At 69.6% G+C, this 15,664-nt stretch carries 17 protein-coding genes, 1 other RNA gene and 1 pseudogene; 6 read left to right on the top strand and 13 right to left on the bottom strand.

The genetic code is table 11. The features are described from left to right. Positions 1–54: 54 nt before the first annotated feature. Positions 55–723 (bottom strand): haloacid dehalogenase-like hydrolase, encoded by a 669-nt coding sequence (locus tag ACIBTX_RS28970; RefSeq protein ID WP_396833251.1) that lies wholly within the window; start codon positions 721–723, stop codon positions 55–57. 1 nt (position 724) lies between these two features. Then, a complete protein-coding gene (locus tag ACIBTX_RS28965) occupies positions 725–1,126 on the bottom strand; it encodes a hypothetical protein (protein WP_357132702.1) in 402 nt (133 codons plus the stop codon). A gap of 309 nt (positions 1,127–1,435) precedes the next feature. On the opposite strand from ACIBTX_RS28965, the gene ACIBTX_RS28960 reads away from it, so the two are divergent. Beyond that, positions 1,436–2,275, top strand: coding sequence for an expansin EXLX1 family cellulose-binding protein (locus ACIBTX_RS28960; protein ID WP_357393453.1), 840 nt, complete (start codon positions 1,436–1,438; stop codon positions 2,273–2,275). 285 nt (positions 2,276–2,560) lie between these two features. Here ACIBTX_RS28960 and ACIBTX_RS28955 read toward each other — a convergent pair whose 3' ends face one another. Next, positions 2,561–2,734 carry a hypothetical protein gene (locus tag ACIBTX_RS28955; RefSeq protein WP_357132695.1) on the bottom strand — a complete coding sequence of 58 codons (174 nt, stop codon included), beginning with the start codon at positions 2,732–2,734 and terminating at the stop codon, positions 2,561–2,563. A 236-nt stretch (positions 2,735–2,970) separates the two neighbouring features. On the opposite strand from ACIBTX_RS28955, the gene ACIBTX_RS28950 reads away from it, so the two are divergent. Next, complete coding sequence (locus ACIBTX_RS28950) at positions 2,971–5,766, top strand: TIM-barrel domain-containing protein (RefSeq protein ID WP_396833249.1); 2,796 nt, start codon at positions 2,971–2,973, stop codon at positions 5,764–5,766. 104 nt (positions 5,767–5,870) lie between these two features. Here ACIBTX_RS28950 and ACIBTX_RS28945 read toward each other — a convergent pair whose 3' ends face one another. After that, the gene (locus tag ACIBTX_RS28945) at positions 5,871–6,326 is read right to left on the bottom strand and encodes a hypothetical protein (RefSeq protein WP_357132689.1); all 456 of its coding nucleotides are present in this window, start codon (positions 6,324–6,326) and stop codon (positions 5,871–5,873) included. A 172-nt stretch (positions 6,327–6,498) separates the two neighbouring features. On the opposite strand from ACIBTX_RS28945, the gene ACIBTX_RS28940 reads away from it, so the two are divergent. Further along, on the top strand, positions 6,499–6,855 hold the full coding sequence (locus ACIBTX_RS28940) for a hypothetical protein (protein ID WP_357132686.1): 357 nt from the start codon (positions 6,499–6,501) through the stop codon (positions 6,853–6,855). A gap of 128 nt (positions 6,856–6,983) precedes the next feature. On the opposite strand, the gene ACIBTX_RS28935 is transcribed toward ACIBTX_RS28940, so the two are convergent. Then, a complete protein-coding gene (locus ACIBTX_RS28935) occupies positions 6,984–7,586 on the bottom strand; it encodes a hypothetical protein (RefSeq protein ID WP_357393457.1) in 603 nt (200 codons plus the stop codon). Positions 7,587–7,691: 105 nt separating this feature from the next. Continuing rightward, complete coding sequence (locus ACIBTX_RS28930) at positions 7,692–8,744, bottom strand: zinc-binding dehydrogenase (protein ID WP_357132680.1); 1,053 nt, start codon at positions 8,742–8,744, stop codon at positions 7,692–7,694. Between the two features lie 68 nt (positions 8,745–8,812). Here ACIBTX_RS28930 and ACIBTX_RS28925 point away from each other — a divergent pair, with 68 nt between their 5' ends. After that, on the top strand, positions 8,813–9,607 hold the full coding sequence (locus tag ACIBTX_RS28925; protein WP_357393459.1) for a helix-turn-helix transcriptional regulator: 795 nt from the start codon (positions 8,813–8,815) through the stop codon (positions 9,605–9,607). Between the two features lie 29 nt (positions 9,608–9,636). Here the strand turns inward: ACIBTX_RS28925 and ACIBTX_RS28920 are convergent, their stop codons facing one another. After that, positions 9,637–9,912, bottom strand: a complete 276-nt coding sequence (locus ACIBTX_RS28920) for a hypothetical protein (protein ID WP_357173797.1) — start codon at positions 9,910–9,912, stop codon at positions 9,637–9,639. Then, on the bottom strand, positions 9,909–10,082 hold the full coding sequence (locus tag ACIBTX_RS28915) for a hypothetical protein (protein WP_396833248.1): 174 nt from the start codon (positions 10,080–10,082) through the stop codon (positions 9,909–9,911). The genes ACIBTX_RS28920 and ACIBTX_RS28915 overlap by 4 nt, the downstream gene beginning before the upstream one ends. A gap of 5 nt (positions 10,083–10,087) precedes the next feature. Here ACIBTX_RS28915 and ACIBTX_RS28910 point away from each other — a divergent pair. Then, a pseudogene (locus ACIBTX_RS28910) lies at positions 10,088–10,189 on the top strand (DUF397 domain-containing protein); the annotation flags it as partial. A 700-nt stretch (positions 10,190–10,889) separates the two neighbouring features. Here ACIBTX_RS28910 and ACIBTX_RS28905 read toward each other — a convergent pair. The 3 genes from ACIBTX_RS28905 to ACIBTX_RS28895 all read right to left on the bottom strand — a co-directional run bounded on the left by ACIBTX_RS28905 (position 10,890) and on the right by ACIBTX_RS28895 (position 12,911). Further along, positions 10,890–11,564 (bottom strand): hypothetical protein, encoded by a 675-nt coding sequence (locus ACIBTX_RS28905; RefSeq protein WP_357132665.1) that lies wholly within the window; start codon positions 11,562–11,564, stop codon positions 10,890–10,892. A gap of 225 nt (positions 11,565–11,789) precedes the next feature. After that, positions 11,790–12,347, bottom strand: coding sequence for an HNH endonuclease (locus ACIBTX_RS28900; RefSeq protein WP_396833247.1), 558 nt, complete (start codon positions 12,345–12,347; stop codon positions 11,790–11,792). 162 nt (positions 12,348–12,509) lie between these two features. Then, on the bottom strand, positions 12,510–12,911 hold the full coding sequence (locus ACIBTX_RS28895; protein WP_357393465.1) for a hypothetical protein: 402 nt from the start codon (positions 12,909–12,911) through the stop codon (positions 12,510–12,512). 426 nt (positions 12,912–13,337) lie between these two features. Between ACIBTX_RS28895 and ACIBTX_RS28890 the strand changes: the two genes are divergently transcribed. After that, the gene (locus ACIBTX_RS28890) at positions 13,338–13,529 is read left to right on the top strand and encodes a hypothetical protein (protein ID WP_357132656.1); all 192 of its coding nucleotides are present in this window, start codon (positions 13,338–13,340) and stop codon (positions 13,527–13,529) included. Positions 13,530–14,091: 562 nt separating this feature from the next. Here the strand turns inward: ACIBTX_RS28890 and rnpB are convergent. Both rnpB and ACIBTX_RS28880 read right to left on the bottom strand, forming a co-directional pair. Further along, positions 14,092–14,508: RNase P RNA component class A (gene rnpB / locus ACIBTX_RS28885), an RNA gene on the bottom strand. Positions 14,509–14,616: 108 nt separating this feature from the next. After that, complete coding sequence (locus ACIBTX_RS28880; RefSeq protein WP_396833246.1) at positions 14,617–15,573, bottom strand: threonine/serine dehydratase; 957 nt, start codon at positions 15,571–15,573, stop codon at positions 14,617–14,619. Positions 15,574–15,664: the final 91 nt, after the last annotated feature.

Raw genomic sequence — 15,664 nt, 5'->3', positions numbered from 1 at the left:
CGCCGGGCGTCGTCCGGGCCCGCCGCAGGCCGACCAGTTCTTATGGAACAGGACCTAGCTGCCCGTCCAGGTCACGGTGGTCAGCCGGGCACCGAGCAGCCGCCGCGCCCGGGAGACCTGACGGGCGTTCGCGTTGACCAGCACCGCCTGCTCCGCGGCGGCGAGAATGGGAAGATCCGACAGCGAGTCGCTGTAGGCCACCCGCCAGGGTGGCGTCACCCTGCGGGCGGCCAGTTGCACCATCTTCGTCGGGCCGTAGTTGTGCACGATCAGCTTCGGGCCACGGATGTGCGACGCCACCAGGTCGACCTCGGCGAGGCCGATGGCGTCGAGCAACGCGCGTGCCAGGGTGTGCTCACACGCGGTCACCACGACGACGCGGTCGCCCGCCGCGAGGTGGGCACGGATCATCCGCAGACCCGGTGCGATGAGCCGACCTGGCTCGGCGCCGAGGTCGGCGCCGAAACGCCCCAGCTCGGCCTGCAACCGATCCGCGTTCCGGCCGCACAGGCCGATCCGACTCATCCATTGCGCCGCCCGCACGCGGTAGGCGGGAACGGCGATCATGGGCGCGAGGAGGACGAGCAGGCCGACGGCCAGCGGCAGCCGGGCACCCGTGAAGACGACGCGACGCATGAAGAGCCCGAACGCGTCCCCGCGCAGCAGCACGCCGTCGAGATCGAAGACGACGGTCGGGGTCGTTTCCTCGCGGTCCTGCCCCATCTCAGATGGCGTTGGACGGTCGAGCTGGCCTGGTGCCGACAACGGCGCTGGCGATCAGGAGCACCGTCGCCGGCAGGAACGCGGCGCCGATGCCCAGCCCGAGCAGCAGACCCCACCCGCCGATGACCAGCGCGGCCACCAGGTCGACGACGCCGGCCAGCCGGCCGAATCGCTGCGCAAGAACCGGCAGCACCGCGGCGACGACCGGAACGCCGAGCAGGTAGCTGGCGGCAGAACCGGAGTCGTCCACGGTGAAGGGCGTCAGCGCGGCGGCCACCAGCACGGTGATCGCCAGGGCCGACCACCGCAGCACCCGCCGGGCGTCGACCGGCTTGCGGACCACGACACCGACACCGACGACCAGTACGCCCACGACCGCGCCGACCGTCACCAGATCGATCATCCCCGTACCTCCCTCAACGACACGGTACGGACGCGGAGCAACACGGAGGGCCATGATCCACTCGTGTTCCGTGAAACCGGCCTATCCCAGGCCCCCGGACACCCCAACGTCAGCGAAGTCGAGTGGATCTACGGCGAGCCCGCGACGGACTGCGCGCCCGTCGATCCGGCGCGTGACGGAATGCTTACCGGCTTTGCGCTGGCCGCGGATCATGCGGCAACATCAGGCGGCGTGACGGCACCAGGCACGGAACCCGCAAGCGAAAGCCCGGCCAGAACACCCCGGTCGAGTCGGCGGGTCCGACGCTGGATGGCCGGCACCGGAATCGCCGCTCTGGCCGCCGCCCTCGGCGTCACCCTCGCCGTACGCGGCGGCGCCGCCCCGGCCTGCGCCGCGCCGCCCAGCGGCGGCACCGTCCACAGGGGAACAGCCAGCTTCTACGACGGGGGCCGCTCGGGCGGCACCTGTTCCTTCCCGGGCCCGCCGGCCGACCGGCTCTACGCGGCTGTCGGCTCGTCGCAGTACGCCAACGCGGCCGCCTGCGGCAGCTACCTGGACGTCACCGGCCCGAAGGGCACGGTCCGGGTGCTCGTCATGGACCAGTGCGCCGGCTGCGGAAGCAGCAAGATCGACCTGTCCGAGGAGGCGTTCGCCCGGATCGCCGACCGCTCGCAGGGCATCGCCTCCGTGGCGTACCGGGCGGTGGTCGACCCGCCGCTCGACGGCGGTCTCACCTTCCGGATCAAGGGCGGGGCGTCGCAGTGGTGGTTCGCGGTCCAGGTCGGCAACCACGGCAACCCGCTGCGCTCGGTCGAGGCCAAGGGCCCGACCGGCGGCTTCCGCAAGACGACCCGCCAGGCCGACAACTACTGGACCGTCGACGACGGAATCGGCTCCGGCCCGTACACGATCCGGGTCACCGACGTGTACGGCCACCAGAGCACCGCCACCGGCATCCGCATGACGCCGAGGAAGGTCCAACGCACCACGGCGTCCCTCGTCGCCGCCCCGCCCAGCGCCTCCCCAACGCCCGCGTCGCCCTCGCCGTCACTCTCCACCTCGCCGACGCCAACGGCGGAGTCAGCCGCGCCCACGACGACGGTCGAGGCCCTGGCAGGCGCAGCTCCGCTGGCCGCCGCCCGCTGCTGACCCCGCGCCCCGCTGCGGCGCTCGGCGCGGGTGCGACCTGCGCGCGGGTACGGCCGGCGCGCGAGTGCGACCTGCGCGCGAGTGCGACCTGCGCGCGAGTGCGACCTGCGCGAGTGTGGCCTGCGCGCGAGTGTGGCCGTCGTGCGCCTGCCACCTGCGTGCGGCGCTCGGCGTGCGCGTGCGCCTGCGGCGTGATCGACTCCGGATCGCCGAAGTGGCGGCATCCGGGCGGCGTGACACCCCCACGTCACCGACCTGGAGTGGATCACGACCACCGGTGGCGCGTCAGGTGCTGATGGCGCCCAGCACGGCGGCGGTGTTGCCACGGGCGGCACGCTCGCCGGCGGCCACCACCTCTTCCGGGGTGGCGCCACGGGCCATCGCCTTGGCCATGGCCTCCTGACGCCGTTGCTCGATCTGCTCGTTACGCCTCTGCTTCAACCGGTTCCAGAAAGACATGCGTCAGACCATCCCCGCGCTCCGGCGACGGCAAACCGATCAGCAGGCGTGCCGTCCGGCGAGCGGACGGCCGTAGGCAGGCCGCCCGCACATCGCCCGCACATCGCGTACCGGCCGCCCGCACATCGCGCCGGAAAGAGAGAAGAGACACCCGCTGCCGCCCGTTGACATGCGTTTCAGGCGAGTGACAGCGTTGTCATCGACTCATTTCCTCCATATGAGACGAGGAGCGCATCTTGCTCTATCGGAACTCACCCCGCCGCCGGGCGACAGCAGCCGCCGCGGTCGGCATTCTCGTCACGGGCCTGGCGCTCGCCCCCTCCGCGCCCGCCCAGGCCAAACCTCACGGCGCGCAGGACGAGGCCGTACGGTCGGGCAACGCACGGTTCGAAGTGCTCTCCCCGACCCTGATCCGCACCGAGTACCAGAAGAACGGCCGGTTCACCGACGCCGCCACGTTCAACGCCATCGGGCGCGACGACTTCGCCCGTACGCGTTTCACCAAGCGCGTCGAGCACGGCTGGCTCACCATCGACACCGGCGCGATGACGCTGCGCTACCAGGTCGGCTCGGGCGCGTTCACCGCCGACAACCTGACCGTGCGGCTCAAGACCGGCAAGCAGACCGTGCAGGGCCAGCCCTGGGCCGGCCACACCGCGCCGGCCTGCGCGTTCGGCGCGCTCTGCGAGGCCGAGTCGCTGCAACTCAACGGTCCCGGCGTGGCCACCGACCACCGGGGATACACCGGACGCGGCTTCGCGGCGGGCTTCTCCGCGTCCGGCGACTCGGTGACGTTCGCGCTCGACGCGCCGGAGGGCGGCACCAGGCAGCTCGCCGTCCGCTACGCCAACAGCACCGGCGGCGACGGCCAGAACGTGGACCGCACCCTGACCGTTCAGGTCGACGGCGACGCCGGCCGCACGCTGACCCTGCCGCCGACCGCGAACTGGGACACCTGGGGCCTGGCCACCGTGCCGGTCGACCTCACCGCCGGCCAGCACGAGATCAGCGTCGTGCGGGGTCCCAACGACTCCGGCAACGTGAACATCGACAGCCTCGCGGTGGTCAACCCGGGTGACCCGTTCCCCGCGCCGGCCGCACCCCAGCCGCAGCCTCTACCCTTCGGCACCCTGGGAGAGGCCGAGACCGGCGCGCTCGCCGGCGGCGCGCGGCCTGCGAACGACCACAACGGCGCTTCGGGTACGGGTTTCCTGGCCGGCCTGGAGAACACCAGCGCCGCCGTGGCGCTCACCGTGACGGACGTACCCGCCGCCGGTGACTACCAGGTGCAGATCCGCTACGCCAACGGCCAGGCCGGCGCCCAGCCGAGCCAGACGCGCACCATGTCGGTGACGCCGGGGACGGCGGCACCGGTCACGGCGACCCTGCCGCCGACCAGCGGATGGGACTACTGGAACACGGTGGCCGTCCCGGTCCACCTGGACGGTGGCACCAACACCGTGACGCTGGGCTGCCCCACCGACGCCAGCTGCAACATCAACGTCGACACGGTCGCCGTCACGGGCAAGGACTCCCCGCTGCTCGCCCCGCACGCGCCGCTCGGCGGCTACCGCCGGGGGCTGGACGGCGTGACCGGCTCCGCGCTCACCGCACCGGGCCTGCTCTACCAGGACGGCTGGTACCTGCTCGACGACTCGGCCTCGGCCCTGCGCACCACCAAGCCCCGGCCCGCTCCCGAGCAGGACGGCTACGTCTTCGCGTACGGGCAGGACTTCACCCGTGGCCTGGCGGACCTGTCGACCCTGACCGGCCCCACGAAGCTGCTGCCCAAGTGGGCGTACGGGGTGTGGTACTCCGAGTACTACGACCGCACCGCCGCCGAGTTCCAGGCACTGGTGGACCGGGCCCGGGCTGAGGGCGTACCCATGGATGTTCTTGTCCTTGACACCGACATCAAGGCGCCGGACAAGTGGAACGGCTGGAGCATCGACCCCACCCGCATTCCCGACCCGAAGGCGTTCTTCGACTGGGCGAAGAAGCAGGGCCTGCACACCGGCATCAATATCCACCCGAGCATCCTCGGCTCGGACCCGAAGTTCGCCCAGGCGCAGGCCACCGCGAAGGGCAAGCTCCAGCGCGTCGGCTGCAACGGCGGCCCGGACTGCTACACGTTCGACTTCGGCGACCCGGACCAGCTCAAGGCGTATATGCAGCTGCACGACGGGATGATCCCGAAGGGCAGCAAGGGCCCGGACCTGTGGTGGCTGGACTGGTGCTGCGACAACACCACGTCGTCGCTCGCCGGCGTGACCGGTGACGCGTGGATCAACCAGCAGTACGCCGACAAGACCGGCTTCGCGTTCTCCCGGGCGTACGGGTCGTTGCAGGCCGGCGGCTACAGCAGCCCGACCCCGGTGGCGACCGGACCGTGGGCCGACAAGCGCACCACGCTGCACTTCACCGGCGACACCACCAGCGACTGGTCGACCCTGCAGATGGAGGTCGGCTACACGCCGGGCGAGTCGGCCGCGACCGGGCTGGCCGCCGTCAGCCACGACATCGGCGGGCACACCGGTGGCCTGCGGGAGCCGGGCAGCGAACCGGGCAGCACCAAGCTGCCCGACGACCTGTACGCCCGCTGGGTGCAGTTCGGCACGTTCCAGCCGATCGACCGGCTGCACTCCAACCACAGCGACCGGCTGCCCTGGCAGTACGGCCCGGCAGCCAACGCGTCGGCCAAGAAGTTCCTGAACCTGCGCAAGGAACTGCAGCCGTACACCTACGCCGCCGCCAAGGAGGCCACCCGCACGGGTACGCCCATCGTCCGCTCGATGTACCTGGCGTACCCGAACGAGCAGGCCGCGTACGCCACCGCCGGCTCGCAGTACCTCTACGGTCCGGACTACCTGGTGGCACCGGTGACGACACCGGGCGACACCGCCACCACGTCGGTGTGGTTCCCGCCGGGCAACACCTGGACGGACATCTTCACCGGCAAGACGTACCGGGGCGGCGCCACGCAGAACATCACCACCACCCTGGACACCATGCCGGTGTTCAAGAAGCACTGACGTTTCAGGGATTTGGACGGCCGGGCGGGGGCAACCCCGCCCGGCCGGTTCGTCTTCTGGGCCGGGCTCGGCGTCGGCGTGACCTGGCGTACCCAGCTCGTCCCTCAACGGCCCCGCTGACGGTGGTCCGCCAGCTCGGCGAAGGGCAGGGGGCAGCAGGTGCTTGCGGCGCAGGTGACCAGGTCGTCACAGCCGGCCGAGATGGCGTCCCGCAACGTGTCGCGGATGACCGTCAGGTCGGCCAACCTCTGCTCGATCTCCACAAGCTTCTCCCTGGCACGCACCTGGAGGCCGGTGTCGGATCGGCCCCGGTGCTGGTGTCTGCCGGCGTCGAGCAGGTCGGGGTCCGGCCGGGAGAAGCCGAAGGTCAAGAACGCGCAGCAGGACGACTCTCGGGCCGTCAGGTCCCGCGCCAACTCCTCGACCCGGGCGGCACCGTCGAGGCGCAACCGCAGATGCCGCGCCGACAGTCGGTCGACGCCTCGTACCTCGGTGGTGAAGAACCGATCGAACTCGGCGAGCCGCAGCGGCCGTTCGGGCCGTCGGGAGGGTGCAGGCATCCGGCACCCAGGCCTCGTCCGCCGTGACGTGGCGATCGCTCATAACCTCGACGGTAAGCCTGTACCCGGGTACCAGATGCAAGCCCAACGGCACTGCCCCACCGTCATCCCCGCGGCACGGGACGGTGAGCCGACCCCGCCCACCCGGTGCTCGCCCCCTTACCATCCCTCAGTGATCTCGAATGCCTTCGATACGCGCGGTGGGCTCACCTACGTCGACCGCCTCGACTTCACCCGAGGCAGCCCGCTCAGGGCTGTCCGCCGGATGGCCTGGCCAACGGTCAAGCTGCACGTTGACGACAGCACATTGACCCTGTCGTCACGTACCAGCTCGGACACCTTGCGGCACGTCCAGGTGGAGGCACTGCCGCACCGACCTCTGCACGGACGGTTTCCGCTGCCGGCGACCGCCGTCTCCTTCCAGGTCGAGGGACGCGACCAGGTTCTGCTCTTCTGGACTCCGCGCGTTGGCGCGGTCCTGCGTAAACTCGCCGATCTCGGCTGGGACGCCGAAGACCCTGGGTCCTGAGCCTCACCCCGTGGTGCAGTCGGGACGATCAGCCAGAGGTAGCAGCTCTGCTGCGCCTCAGCGGTCCGGTCAGATAGCCGGACACCTGACAACATGCCTCGCCAATGCTTTCCGGTCTCGGCTGGGAACTACGCTAGGACCAGCGCGATCACCAGGGCAGGCAGCATCAGGAGGGGCGCCGCATGGCGGACGAGCTGCCACGCCCAGACGTTGCGGGGTGAACCGTGCTTCACGCGGCCGCTCGCGAGCCACATAGTCAAGAGCGCCAACCAGCCGGCCCACGTCCCGCAGTGAATCCCGACCACGAGGGCGTCTCCGTTCGGCACCCCGACCACGAGGTCTCTCATCCACGGCTCGTGGCCAGTCTTGTACGTGACGTCCGAGAGCAACAGACCTGGAACAACCAGCCCCACAGCTGGGAGCAAAAGAACGTAGAAGAGCCGTCGACGCGGCCGAAACGCGAGCGCAAGCACGGCCACGACAACGACAGCAGTCGCCCGCACACCCCAGCCGATCGTGACCATAGGGAGCCGGCCGCAGCCGGAGGCCTGGCAAGCCAGCTCGGCGAACCACGGAACGAAGCGTTGCCGGAAGTCGATCGCCGAGCCGAGCACAAACGTCGCCCCGGCCCAGACGGCGCACAGCATGACGACGGCCGCGAGACAGCCGACGTTGCCTCGCCACGTCGGCGTAGCCACCTCGCTGGGCGTCGCGTCGCGGTCGCTGGTCATAACGGCGGCGAACGTACACGTCGTGGTCAACCCCGGATGCCGGCACCCGGGGTTGACCTGCGCCGCCCTGCCGACAGGCACGTCCAGGTGCCGGCCCTCAGACGGTCAGGGGACGAGGGCTACGAAGCTGAGGCCCGTGGTGTGCTCCGCCAGGTCGAGGGCGGCCGCCGGGTCGTCCAGGCCGACCGTCCGCATCTCGATCGCGGAGAGGTCCAGCAGTCCGGAGCGGACCAGGTTCCACACGTTGGTCACGGTCTCGTCGTTGCTCATCCAGGAGCCGCGCAGGGTGAGCCTGCGGCGCATCAGGTCGCCGTACCCGATGGTGAGGTCTTGGCGTACGCCGCCGATGAGCACAAGAGTGCCGCGCCCCCGCAAGCTGTCGTAGGCGGCCATGGTCGCGTCCGCCGTTGGCGTAGCGCCGAGGGCGTCGAGGGCGATGTCGACCGGGCCGATACCCACCGCATCCGTCGTACGGTCGCCGGTCAGCCGGTGGATACGCATGCGGGGGTCGAGCTCGGCCAGCCGGTCGAGCGCCCCCTTGTTGCGGCCCACCGCTGTCACCGTCGCGGCGCCCTCAGCGAGCGCCATCAGCACCGCCGCGCCGCCGAGTTGGCCCGTCGCACCGATCACCGCGACGTCGCGGCCGGTCAGCGGACCCGCCGCGTGCAGGCCCGTGGCGGCGATGCAGAGCCACGGCACAAACGACAGACGGGCCGGGTCCGGGTAGTTCTCCGCGCCGGGCAGCTTGACGAGCGTTTCCTTGGCGCACAGCGCCGTTTCCGCGAAGACACCGTCGCGCCACACCGTACGCATGCGATCCGTCCGCTCGCTGCCGGCCCCGGAACCGCCAAGGCCGACCCAGCCCACCAGGATCTCGTCTCCGCCGCCCGCGTCGAGCAGCGCCGTGTCCAGCACGACGTCGCCCGGGGCGACGTGGAACACGTCGGGCGCAACGTCAGTCACCCGGCCGACGCAGGAGGGACCCAGGATGAGCGGCACGGGCAGGCCGCCGCGGTTGCCCTTCACCACCATTTTCGTGTACGCCGGCAGGTGCGCGGCGAGCACCTCCACGAGCACGCCACCGCCCTGAAGGGTCGGCGAGGCAACATCGGAAAGCTGTACGTCGTCGTCTTCTGAAGCAACAGTCCAAGCACGCATGGGACAAGCCTGACGACTCGTTAGAGTGGTATCCAGAGCCGCTTTATTCTGGTATTGGAGGTCCCAGGGTGAGCAAGGAGCTGGGCACGTTCCTTCGCAGCCGGCGCGAGCGGATAGCCCCAGCCGATGCGGGTCTGCCGGTCACGCGGCGCCGCCGCACACCAGGGTTACGCCGGGAGGAACTGGCCCTGCTGGCCGGTATCAGTGCCACCTGGCTCACCTATCTCGAGCAGGGCCGCGATGTCCGCCCCTCCGGCCAGGTGCTCGACGCCCTCGCCCGAGCGCTGCGGTTGACCGACGCCGAGCAGGAACACCTGCACCACCTCGCCGGCGCAGGAGCCGCGCCGGAGCAGGACGTCTCCGAGGAGGCGACACCCGAGATCGCCGGTGTTCCGGCGTTGCTCGGCAACAACCCCGCGTACGTCACCGGCATCTGCTACGACGTACTCGCGACCAACCACGCCGCAGCGGAGCTGTTCCAGGGCGTGGGGCCGGGTGGCAACGTCGTACGCTGGGTATTCACCGAGCCCGCCGCCCGCCAGGTGCTGGTCGACTGGGAACAGGAGGCGCGCAGCATCCTGGCCCGGCTGCGGGCGATCGCCGGACAGCATCCCGGTCACCCGCGGGTAACCCGGCTCGTGGCCGAACTCACCGAGATCAGCCCCGAGGTACGCCAGTGGTGGCCGCAGTACGACATCCAGTTCAGCCACGCGGGCCGCAAACGCCTCCGGCATCCCCGACTGGGTGTGATCGCCGTATCGCACGCCGCGTTCCACGTCGCCGAGCGACCCGAACAGACGCTGGTGGTCTACCACCTGCCGGACAGCACCGACCTCTCTGCGGGAGCGACAGTTCCCGCGTGAGCCGTCATGTGTAGGCCGCCGACAGGACCTCAAGCCCGACCGGACCGGCGAGGCCGCCGGGCCTGGGACAACCACCCGAGGAACCTGGCGTGCATCGCCGGCAGGTTCGGGCGCAACCCCAGGCCGTACGCGTCGTCGACCGCATCGTGCATCGACGCGGCCAGGTAGAACGCCAAGGCGACGGAGTGGCCGTAGAACTCGGCCGTGAGAGTGAGCTGGGCCGGGCCGCACGGCCAGGGTGCGGCGCAGTTGCGGCACAGCCGCCTCGGACGCATCGGCAGGTGCGGGCGGGGGCGGGCGTTCATCCGATCCGCACCGTGCCTCGCCGATGTCCGGCCGGCAGGGCCTGCGCCCACACGCCCGCCCGTCGCACGTACAACTCGCGCCGCGCGACCGCGTCGCCCGCGTTGAGCTGGTAACCCTCGATCCAGACCCACCCGTCGTACGTGTGCCGCTCGGGCAACTCGCGGATCACGCATAAATCTGCCTGGCATCGTCGGCGTACGGGACAGCAAAGACCCTGCTGGTCCGGCACTGACCTTCGGTCCGTCGGCTTGGCGGGCGTTCGTCGCGCGGCCGTAACCCGCGACCGTTTCAGGTCGCGCGATGCCGACGGATGTGGGCGCCGCATCGGCCGCCGTCTCAAGGTGCCGTGCGACCGTCAGCAGGTTGAAAGCCCGGTAGTAGGCGCGCGAGTCATCGCGCCACGTCTCAGGTCCCATCCGCTGCCGTAGCGCTTCGACGGTTGCGCTCAACATTTCTCGTTGGGCGGGAAGCAGTGCGCCGCCGGCTTCCAGGGACGCGGTGACGCAGGCGGCCAGCTCCAAGGTGGTCGAATCCGGCTCTGCCAGCAGCGCAGGTGCCTCATGACGTTGCCAGTACCGCACGGCGTGCAGGGCAGCCGCTCCGGGAACGCCGTACCAGCAGCGAGGAGACCCGTTCGGGTTCGGCTCAGTCGGGCGAGGGCTGCGCTGGCCCCGGCGCTTGGCGAGCTCCCGTTCGGCGGTGTAGTCGCGGAGATCGGCATGCCAGCCCGCACGGCTCGCCACGAGAGCGTCCAACGCGCGCAGCAACGCGGCCTCGTCGCGGTGAAACGGTCCAGCGATCTCCTCGAGAAAACTCAGCGTGGCGTGGAAGCCGATCGGTCGGTACAACTGCACGCACGACCTCAACGCGCCAACCCGGTGCCGGTACGGCAGCGCAGCGTCGCGCACGCGGCGGGCGTAGGTGCCGAAGCTCACCCCGGGACGCTACCGCCCTCACGTCGAATACGCCGACATCACTACTTCCGACCAGGTGCTCTTCTAGTTTCGTCGACGTTGTTGTTAAACCTGTCCCGGAGTCGGGTTCCAAACTTTTCATCGCCGTCGTAGGACAAATGGGCCGTCCCAGTCATTTGCATCGAGGCTAATTCCACGAAGGCGGATGTTCCGATCTTGGCCTTCTCGCGCAAGCCGACCCTACGGCCGAGGTCTCCGCTGGCGGCAGCCTCACCTTGCGACCGCGACGGCTCGATATCGTGCTGCGCCGACGGTCGGTGATATTTGTCGTGGACGAGTTGTGGAGAGTGCAGTTTATAGAACGCTTCAATCTTCTGGAACGTTGGCCCACTCGTCGGGTAATCACGCACGTTGACGCGAAGGTACCACATCATGTTGAATGCATGATCAGCATTCCGTGGAGGCGTTCCCGCATCCATCTTCCCCACTAGCCTACCCAGATCATTCCGTTGATATTCTTGCAGCCCTGGATCCGAACCCCTCTTGACCGCGTCCTTCAACTCTTTCAGGGCTTTCCGGTACTCACGCGATTTGATGGGCGGGGCCGAGAATCGGATGGCCGCGCCCATCTCGACGGGACGATAGAACGTGCTGGGGTTCGAAACAAAATCAGAAGGCCCGTTGTACGAGTCGGCATTTGACATGTATTCAAGGCCGACAGTTCCCGAGTTGTTCATCAGCGCTGGCCCTCCCGGAGACTACCGATGCAGATGCCTGTCGGCACTCCAACGGGACGAGCGGCGTTATGGTTCACCGGCCGGGCGACCTTTTTCCCTGGAGCGTTGAGCTCAGAGCCTCGATCACGGCCCTGAGCTGGTGGGCGACGGACGAGTCGACCCTGTACGCCGGTTTATGAACGCGAAACGTGCCCTGAGCAGGCGCTTCGTTCGCCTGACACCTCGTTAGGGCGTGGCCAGGGCGTCCGAGTCGATGGCCGGACGATCGCGCAATCCCGGGGGAAGGGCCGGCCAGGACTCGTCGCCCAGCAGCCCTCGCACCCGCGCCGCGGCGCGCTCATCACCCTTGGTGGCCGCCGCGATCAGCCTCTCAATCTCGATAAAACGCACGTAGGCATCACGCATCAGCTTGGCCTTGAAGGGAGGGTTAGGGAAACCGGCGCTTGCCCCAAATGCCCCATCGGTATAGAACTGCCACCAACTATTCTTCCGCACACCATCGCGAACATAGGAGATCGCCGACTGCCTGCACGAGAACTCCGGCATGATGTCGTGGCATTGCCGGCACAGTGGCACCAAGTTGTCCGGCTCATTTGATCCACCGAGCGCCCAGTCGTGCAGATGCGCTCTCTCCAGCCATCCACCTGCCGAACCCCATACCGCAGCAAGGCTCCCCTGCGTGTCGTCAACGGGTGCTAGCCAGCTGCACCTGAAGCAGAACGGCTCACCCCAACCGATGTAGGTGGCGTAGAGATCAGGGAAGACGACCTCGTATCGCGACATCCAGTACTCCGCTACCCGGTAAAGGCTGGGCATCACTCCGCGACTCTGCCCCATCCAGTCCTCCCCATGTGCGTCCATCGCCCGGCGGGAGGTTAGCCCACGCCTACGACGAAATTCGGCCAGCGAACATCCTGTGGCAGTGGCCGGCGGGAGCGCGCCTGCTCACAATCCGTTACCGAACAGAGTGTCGATCGCGTTTCGGGTGCGTTCCTCGCTGACCGGCATCAGGTGCGTGTAGACCCGGAGGGTGAACCCGGGATCAGCGTGGCCGAGGTACGACGCGAGCGCCTTGATGCTCTCCCCTGCGTCGAGCAGCGACGAGGCGTAGCGCGTGCATGCCGCTGGCCCGGGTCGGCGTGATGCTGGCCGACACCACGGCGGGGCGCCAACTCTTGTTGTCGAAGGTGCGCCGGTTGATCGCACCTCGCCGGGTGCTGGTAAACAGAAGCGGCCGCTGACCCGCTCGTCGTCGGCTGGGTTCTCCCACGGCAGGGTGAGCGTCACCGGCTCGCAGTCCTTGATGTGCTGCCGCAGCACCTGGGCGACGGAGTCCGGCAGCGGCACCCGGCGGTCCCGGTCGTTCTTGGGTAGGCCGAGGACGAGCCGGGAGCGGCCGCTTGACCTGATGTGAGACGTGTACCCATCCCGCGTCGAGGTCGATGTCGTCGACACCGAGCCCCAGAATCTCGCCCTGCCGCAGCCCGCAGCCGGCGCCCAGGTCAACCATCGCGCGATACCGCTGGACAAGGCCACCGCGGATTGCCGAAACCTCGTCGTACGTCCACGGCACCACCCGGCGCTGCACCGGTCGCAGAGGCTTGACCGACTTTGCCGAACACGGATTCTTGACGATCCGCTCGTCGTCGACGGCCGCGCCAAGGATGGTCCGCAGGTGGGCGAAGACCACGGCCCGGGTCGCCGGGGCCAGCTTGCCGACCATGTTCGCGTCCCACTCACGGATGTGGCCCGGCAGAGTCCTACGGTCACAGCATGGACGACCCGATCGAGCTGCGTCTCGACCTCGCCACCGCCGAGGACCTTCGCATCGCGCTCTACGACCTGGGCGAGCATCAGGCCGCAGGCAGACCGATCCCCTCCATGGACGCCGAGACCAGCAGACGGCTCGGCGCCCTCCTGCGAGACCTGGACATTCGGTTGGGCGGCACCGGGAGATTCGCGTAGCCGGTTTGCCAGCGAGCGGTACGGAAGCCGGCACCTCGACTGCCATCGGGGGCAGGGCTTCCGACTGCCGCGCCAGTCCAACCCCGGGACAGGCTTGCCACCGCATCACCGGGTCGCGGCACCGGCTCCACCGCCAAGACGTGCCCGCCCCTCCCCCACAGCCGCCGGCCCCAACTTCAGGACCACCGAGCGCCGGCCGCTTCGGCCGCTGGTGGCACGCCGCTCGTGGGCCCGTGGTCCGGCCGGACCGGAGCCACCCGCTCCAATGAGCGTGATGCCTGTGGGTCATCAAGATGACTCACCGGCATCATGCCCAATGTGGTGTCCGCCCTCGGCCATCCGCGCCGTCCGCCATCGACCCGCAGGGGCGCGGCCCACCCCCGCGAGGCCCCACAGCGGCACAGCCAGCCCAACGCGAAAGGAGGTCAACTGAGCCCGCGCTCAGGGCGTCTCCAGGGCGTCAGGGCGTCAAACGCCGCCCAATGTTGACCACGAACGACCATCGATGCCCGCACACAGAACCAGCTCAGAGCCTTGATCACGGCTCTGAGCTGGTGGGCGACGGACGAGTCGACCTGTACGCCGGATTTTGTGCGCGGCGCGTACCCCGAGGGGTTTCACGCCGGCGGCGGCCATCCATCTCGGCCTGCCGTTGCCGGCAGGCTCTAGCGGCCTACCCGCAGACATTGGGCGGGCAGCCCTCAAGCGTCTGCGCCGGGTCGTCATCTTGCGGTGACGGCCCTTGCTTGGCCTTGCTCCGGGTGGGGTTTACCGAGCCACCCCGGTCACCCGGGGTGCTGGTGGGCTCTTACCCCACCGTTTCACCCTTACCGTCCCCAATGGGGTCGGCGGTCTGTTTTCTGTGGCACTGTCCCGCGGGTCACCCCGGGTTGCCGTTAACAACCACCCTGCCCTGTGGAGTCCGGACGTTCCTCGGCGGCGGGCCGAAGCCCGCCGACGCGACCGCCCGGTCGACTCGTCCGTCGCGCCCCCATCCTAACGGCGTAATGGGGATGCCCTGTTCCGCCCCGGCTCGGCCGATGACGCTGGCGGGCCGGTGCGGCCGACGAGGGCGAGACGGCGCCGCTCAGGCCCCCAGGCGCGCCGTCCACGACACCACGTCGGCGACCGTGGAGTTGCCGCCGCAGAGCACGAGGCCCAACCGGGCGTCGTCACCCACCCGCTCAAGTACCCGGCGGGCGGCCGGCAGCAGGCATCCCGCGGCCGGCTCGGCCCAGACCTTCGCATGCTCGGCCAACTCCACCGTCCCCCGTACCGCCTCGGCGTCGGAGACCACGAGCACGTCGCTGACCAGGGCGACCACGTGGTCGTAGGTGAGCGGCGAGACGGTCGGCGCGCTGAGCGTGGTGACGATCGACGACAGCGGCACCTCGACCGGCCCACCCTTGGCCAGGGCCAGCGACATCGCCTGCGCGCCCTCGGTCTCCACGCCCCAGACGCGTACCCCCGGTCGGCGTGCCCGTAGCGCAGCAGCCACTCCGGAGATCAGCGCCCCACCGCCGACGCTGACCAGCACGTCGGTCAACTCACCGGCGTCGTCGGCGAACTCCAGTCCGACCGTGCCCTGCCCGGCGAGCACCACCGGGTCGTCGAACGGGTGCAGAAGGGTCAGTCCGTCCTCCCGCAGCCGGGACATGAGCGCGAACGCGGCGGACATGCCGTCGGTCAGATGGACGTCGGCACCGGCCGCGCGGGCCACCTCGATGGCACGCGCCGGCGCAGTCCGGGGCATCACGACGGTCGCCGCCACACCCAGGGCGCCGGCCATCACCGCGACCGCGATGCCGTGGTTGCCACCACTGACCGCCAGCACGCCCGCCGCCCGCTCGGCATCGTCCAGGACGAGCAGCTTCGCCGCCGCGCCGCGCGCCTTGAACGACCCGGTACGTTGCAGCAGCTCCAGCTTGGCGGTGACAGGCACGCCGAGCAGCTCGGACAGGCCGGGGCTGGGAACGGTGGGTGTGTGAATCACGTGGCCGGCGATCCGGCCGGCGGCCGCCTCGATGTCCGCGAGTTCGATCATCGCTGAAGCGTGCCACAGCGGCGGCACGCTACCCCGGTCGCCCGGGGTGCGCGCCGGGCTGACCTGCTGAACGACGGTTTGGCGTCGGCGA

It is taken from the genome of Micromonospora sp. NPDC049359 (assembly GCF_044466585.1).
Lineage (GTDB): Bacteria > Actinomycetota > Actinomycetes > Mycobacteriales > Micromonosporaceae > Micromonospora.
Note: the sequence above shows the minus strand (reverse complement) of the source record. Positions and strands in the feature narration are given on the sequence as shown.

Coding starts and splice junctions, on each gene's coding strand:
- ACIBTX_RS28970 (WP_396833251.1), bottom strand. CDS start 723: ATGGGGCAGGACCGCGAGGAAACGACCCCGACCGTCGTCTTCGATCTC.
- ACIBTX_RS28965 (WP_357132702.1), bottom strand. CDS start 1,126: ATGATCGATCTGGTGACGGTCGGCGCGGTCGTGGGCGTACTGGTCGTC.
- ACIBTX_RS28960 (WP_357393453.1), top strand. CDS start 1,436: ATGGCCGGCACCGGAATCGCCGCTCTGGCCGCCGCCCTCGGCGTCACC.
- ACIBTX_RS28955 (WP_357132695.1), bottom strand. CDS start 2,734: ATGTCTTTCTGGAACCGGTTGAAGCAGAGGCGTAACGAGCAGATCGAG.
- ACIBTX_RS28945 (WP_357132689.1), bottom strand. CDS start 6,326: ATGCCTGCACCCTCCCGACGGCCCGAACGGCCGCTGCGGCTCGCCGAG.
- ACIBTX_RS28935 (WP_357393457.1), bottom strand. CDS start 7,586: ATGACCAGCGACCGCGACGCGACGCCCAGCGAGGTGGCTACGCCGACG.
- ACIBTX_RS28930 (WP_357132680.1), bottom strand. CDS start 8,744: ATGCGTGCTTGGACTGTTGCTTCAGAAGACGACGACGTACAGCTTTCC.
- ACIBTX_RS28920 (WP_357173797.1), bottom strand. CDS start 9,912: ATGAACGCCCGCCCCCGCCCGCACCTGCCGATGCGTCCGAGGCGGCTG.
- ACIBTX_RS28905 (WP_357132665.1), bottom strand. CDS start 11,564: ATGAACAACTCGGGAACTGTCGGCCTTGAATACATGTCAAATGCCGAC.
- ACIBTX_RS28900 (WP_396833247.1), bottom strand. CDS start 12,347: ATGTCGCGATACGAGGTCGTCTTCCCTGATCTCTACGCCACCTACATC.
- ACIBTX_RS28890 (WP_357132656.1), top strand. CDS start 13,338: ATGGACGACCCGATCGAGCTGCGTCTCGACCTCGCCACCGCCGAGGAC.
- ACIBTX_RS28880 (WP_396833246.1), bottom strand. CDS start 15,573: ATGATCGAACTCGCGGACATCGAGGCGGCCGCCGGCCGGATCGCCGGC.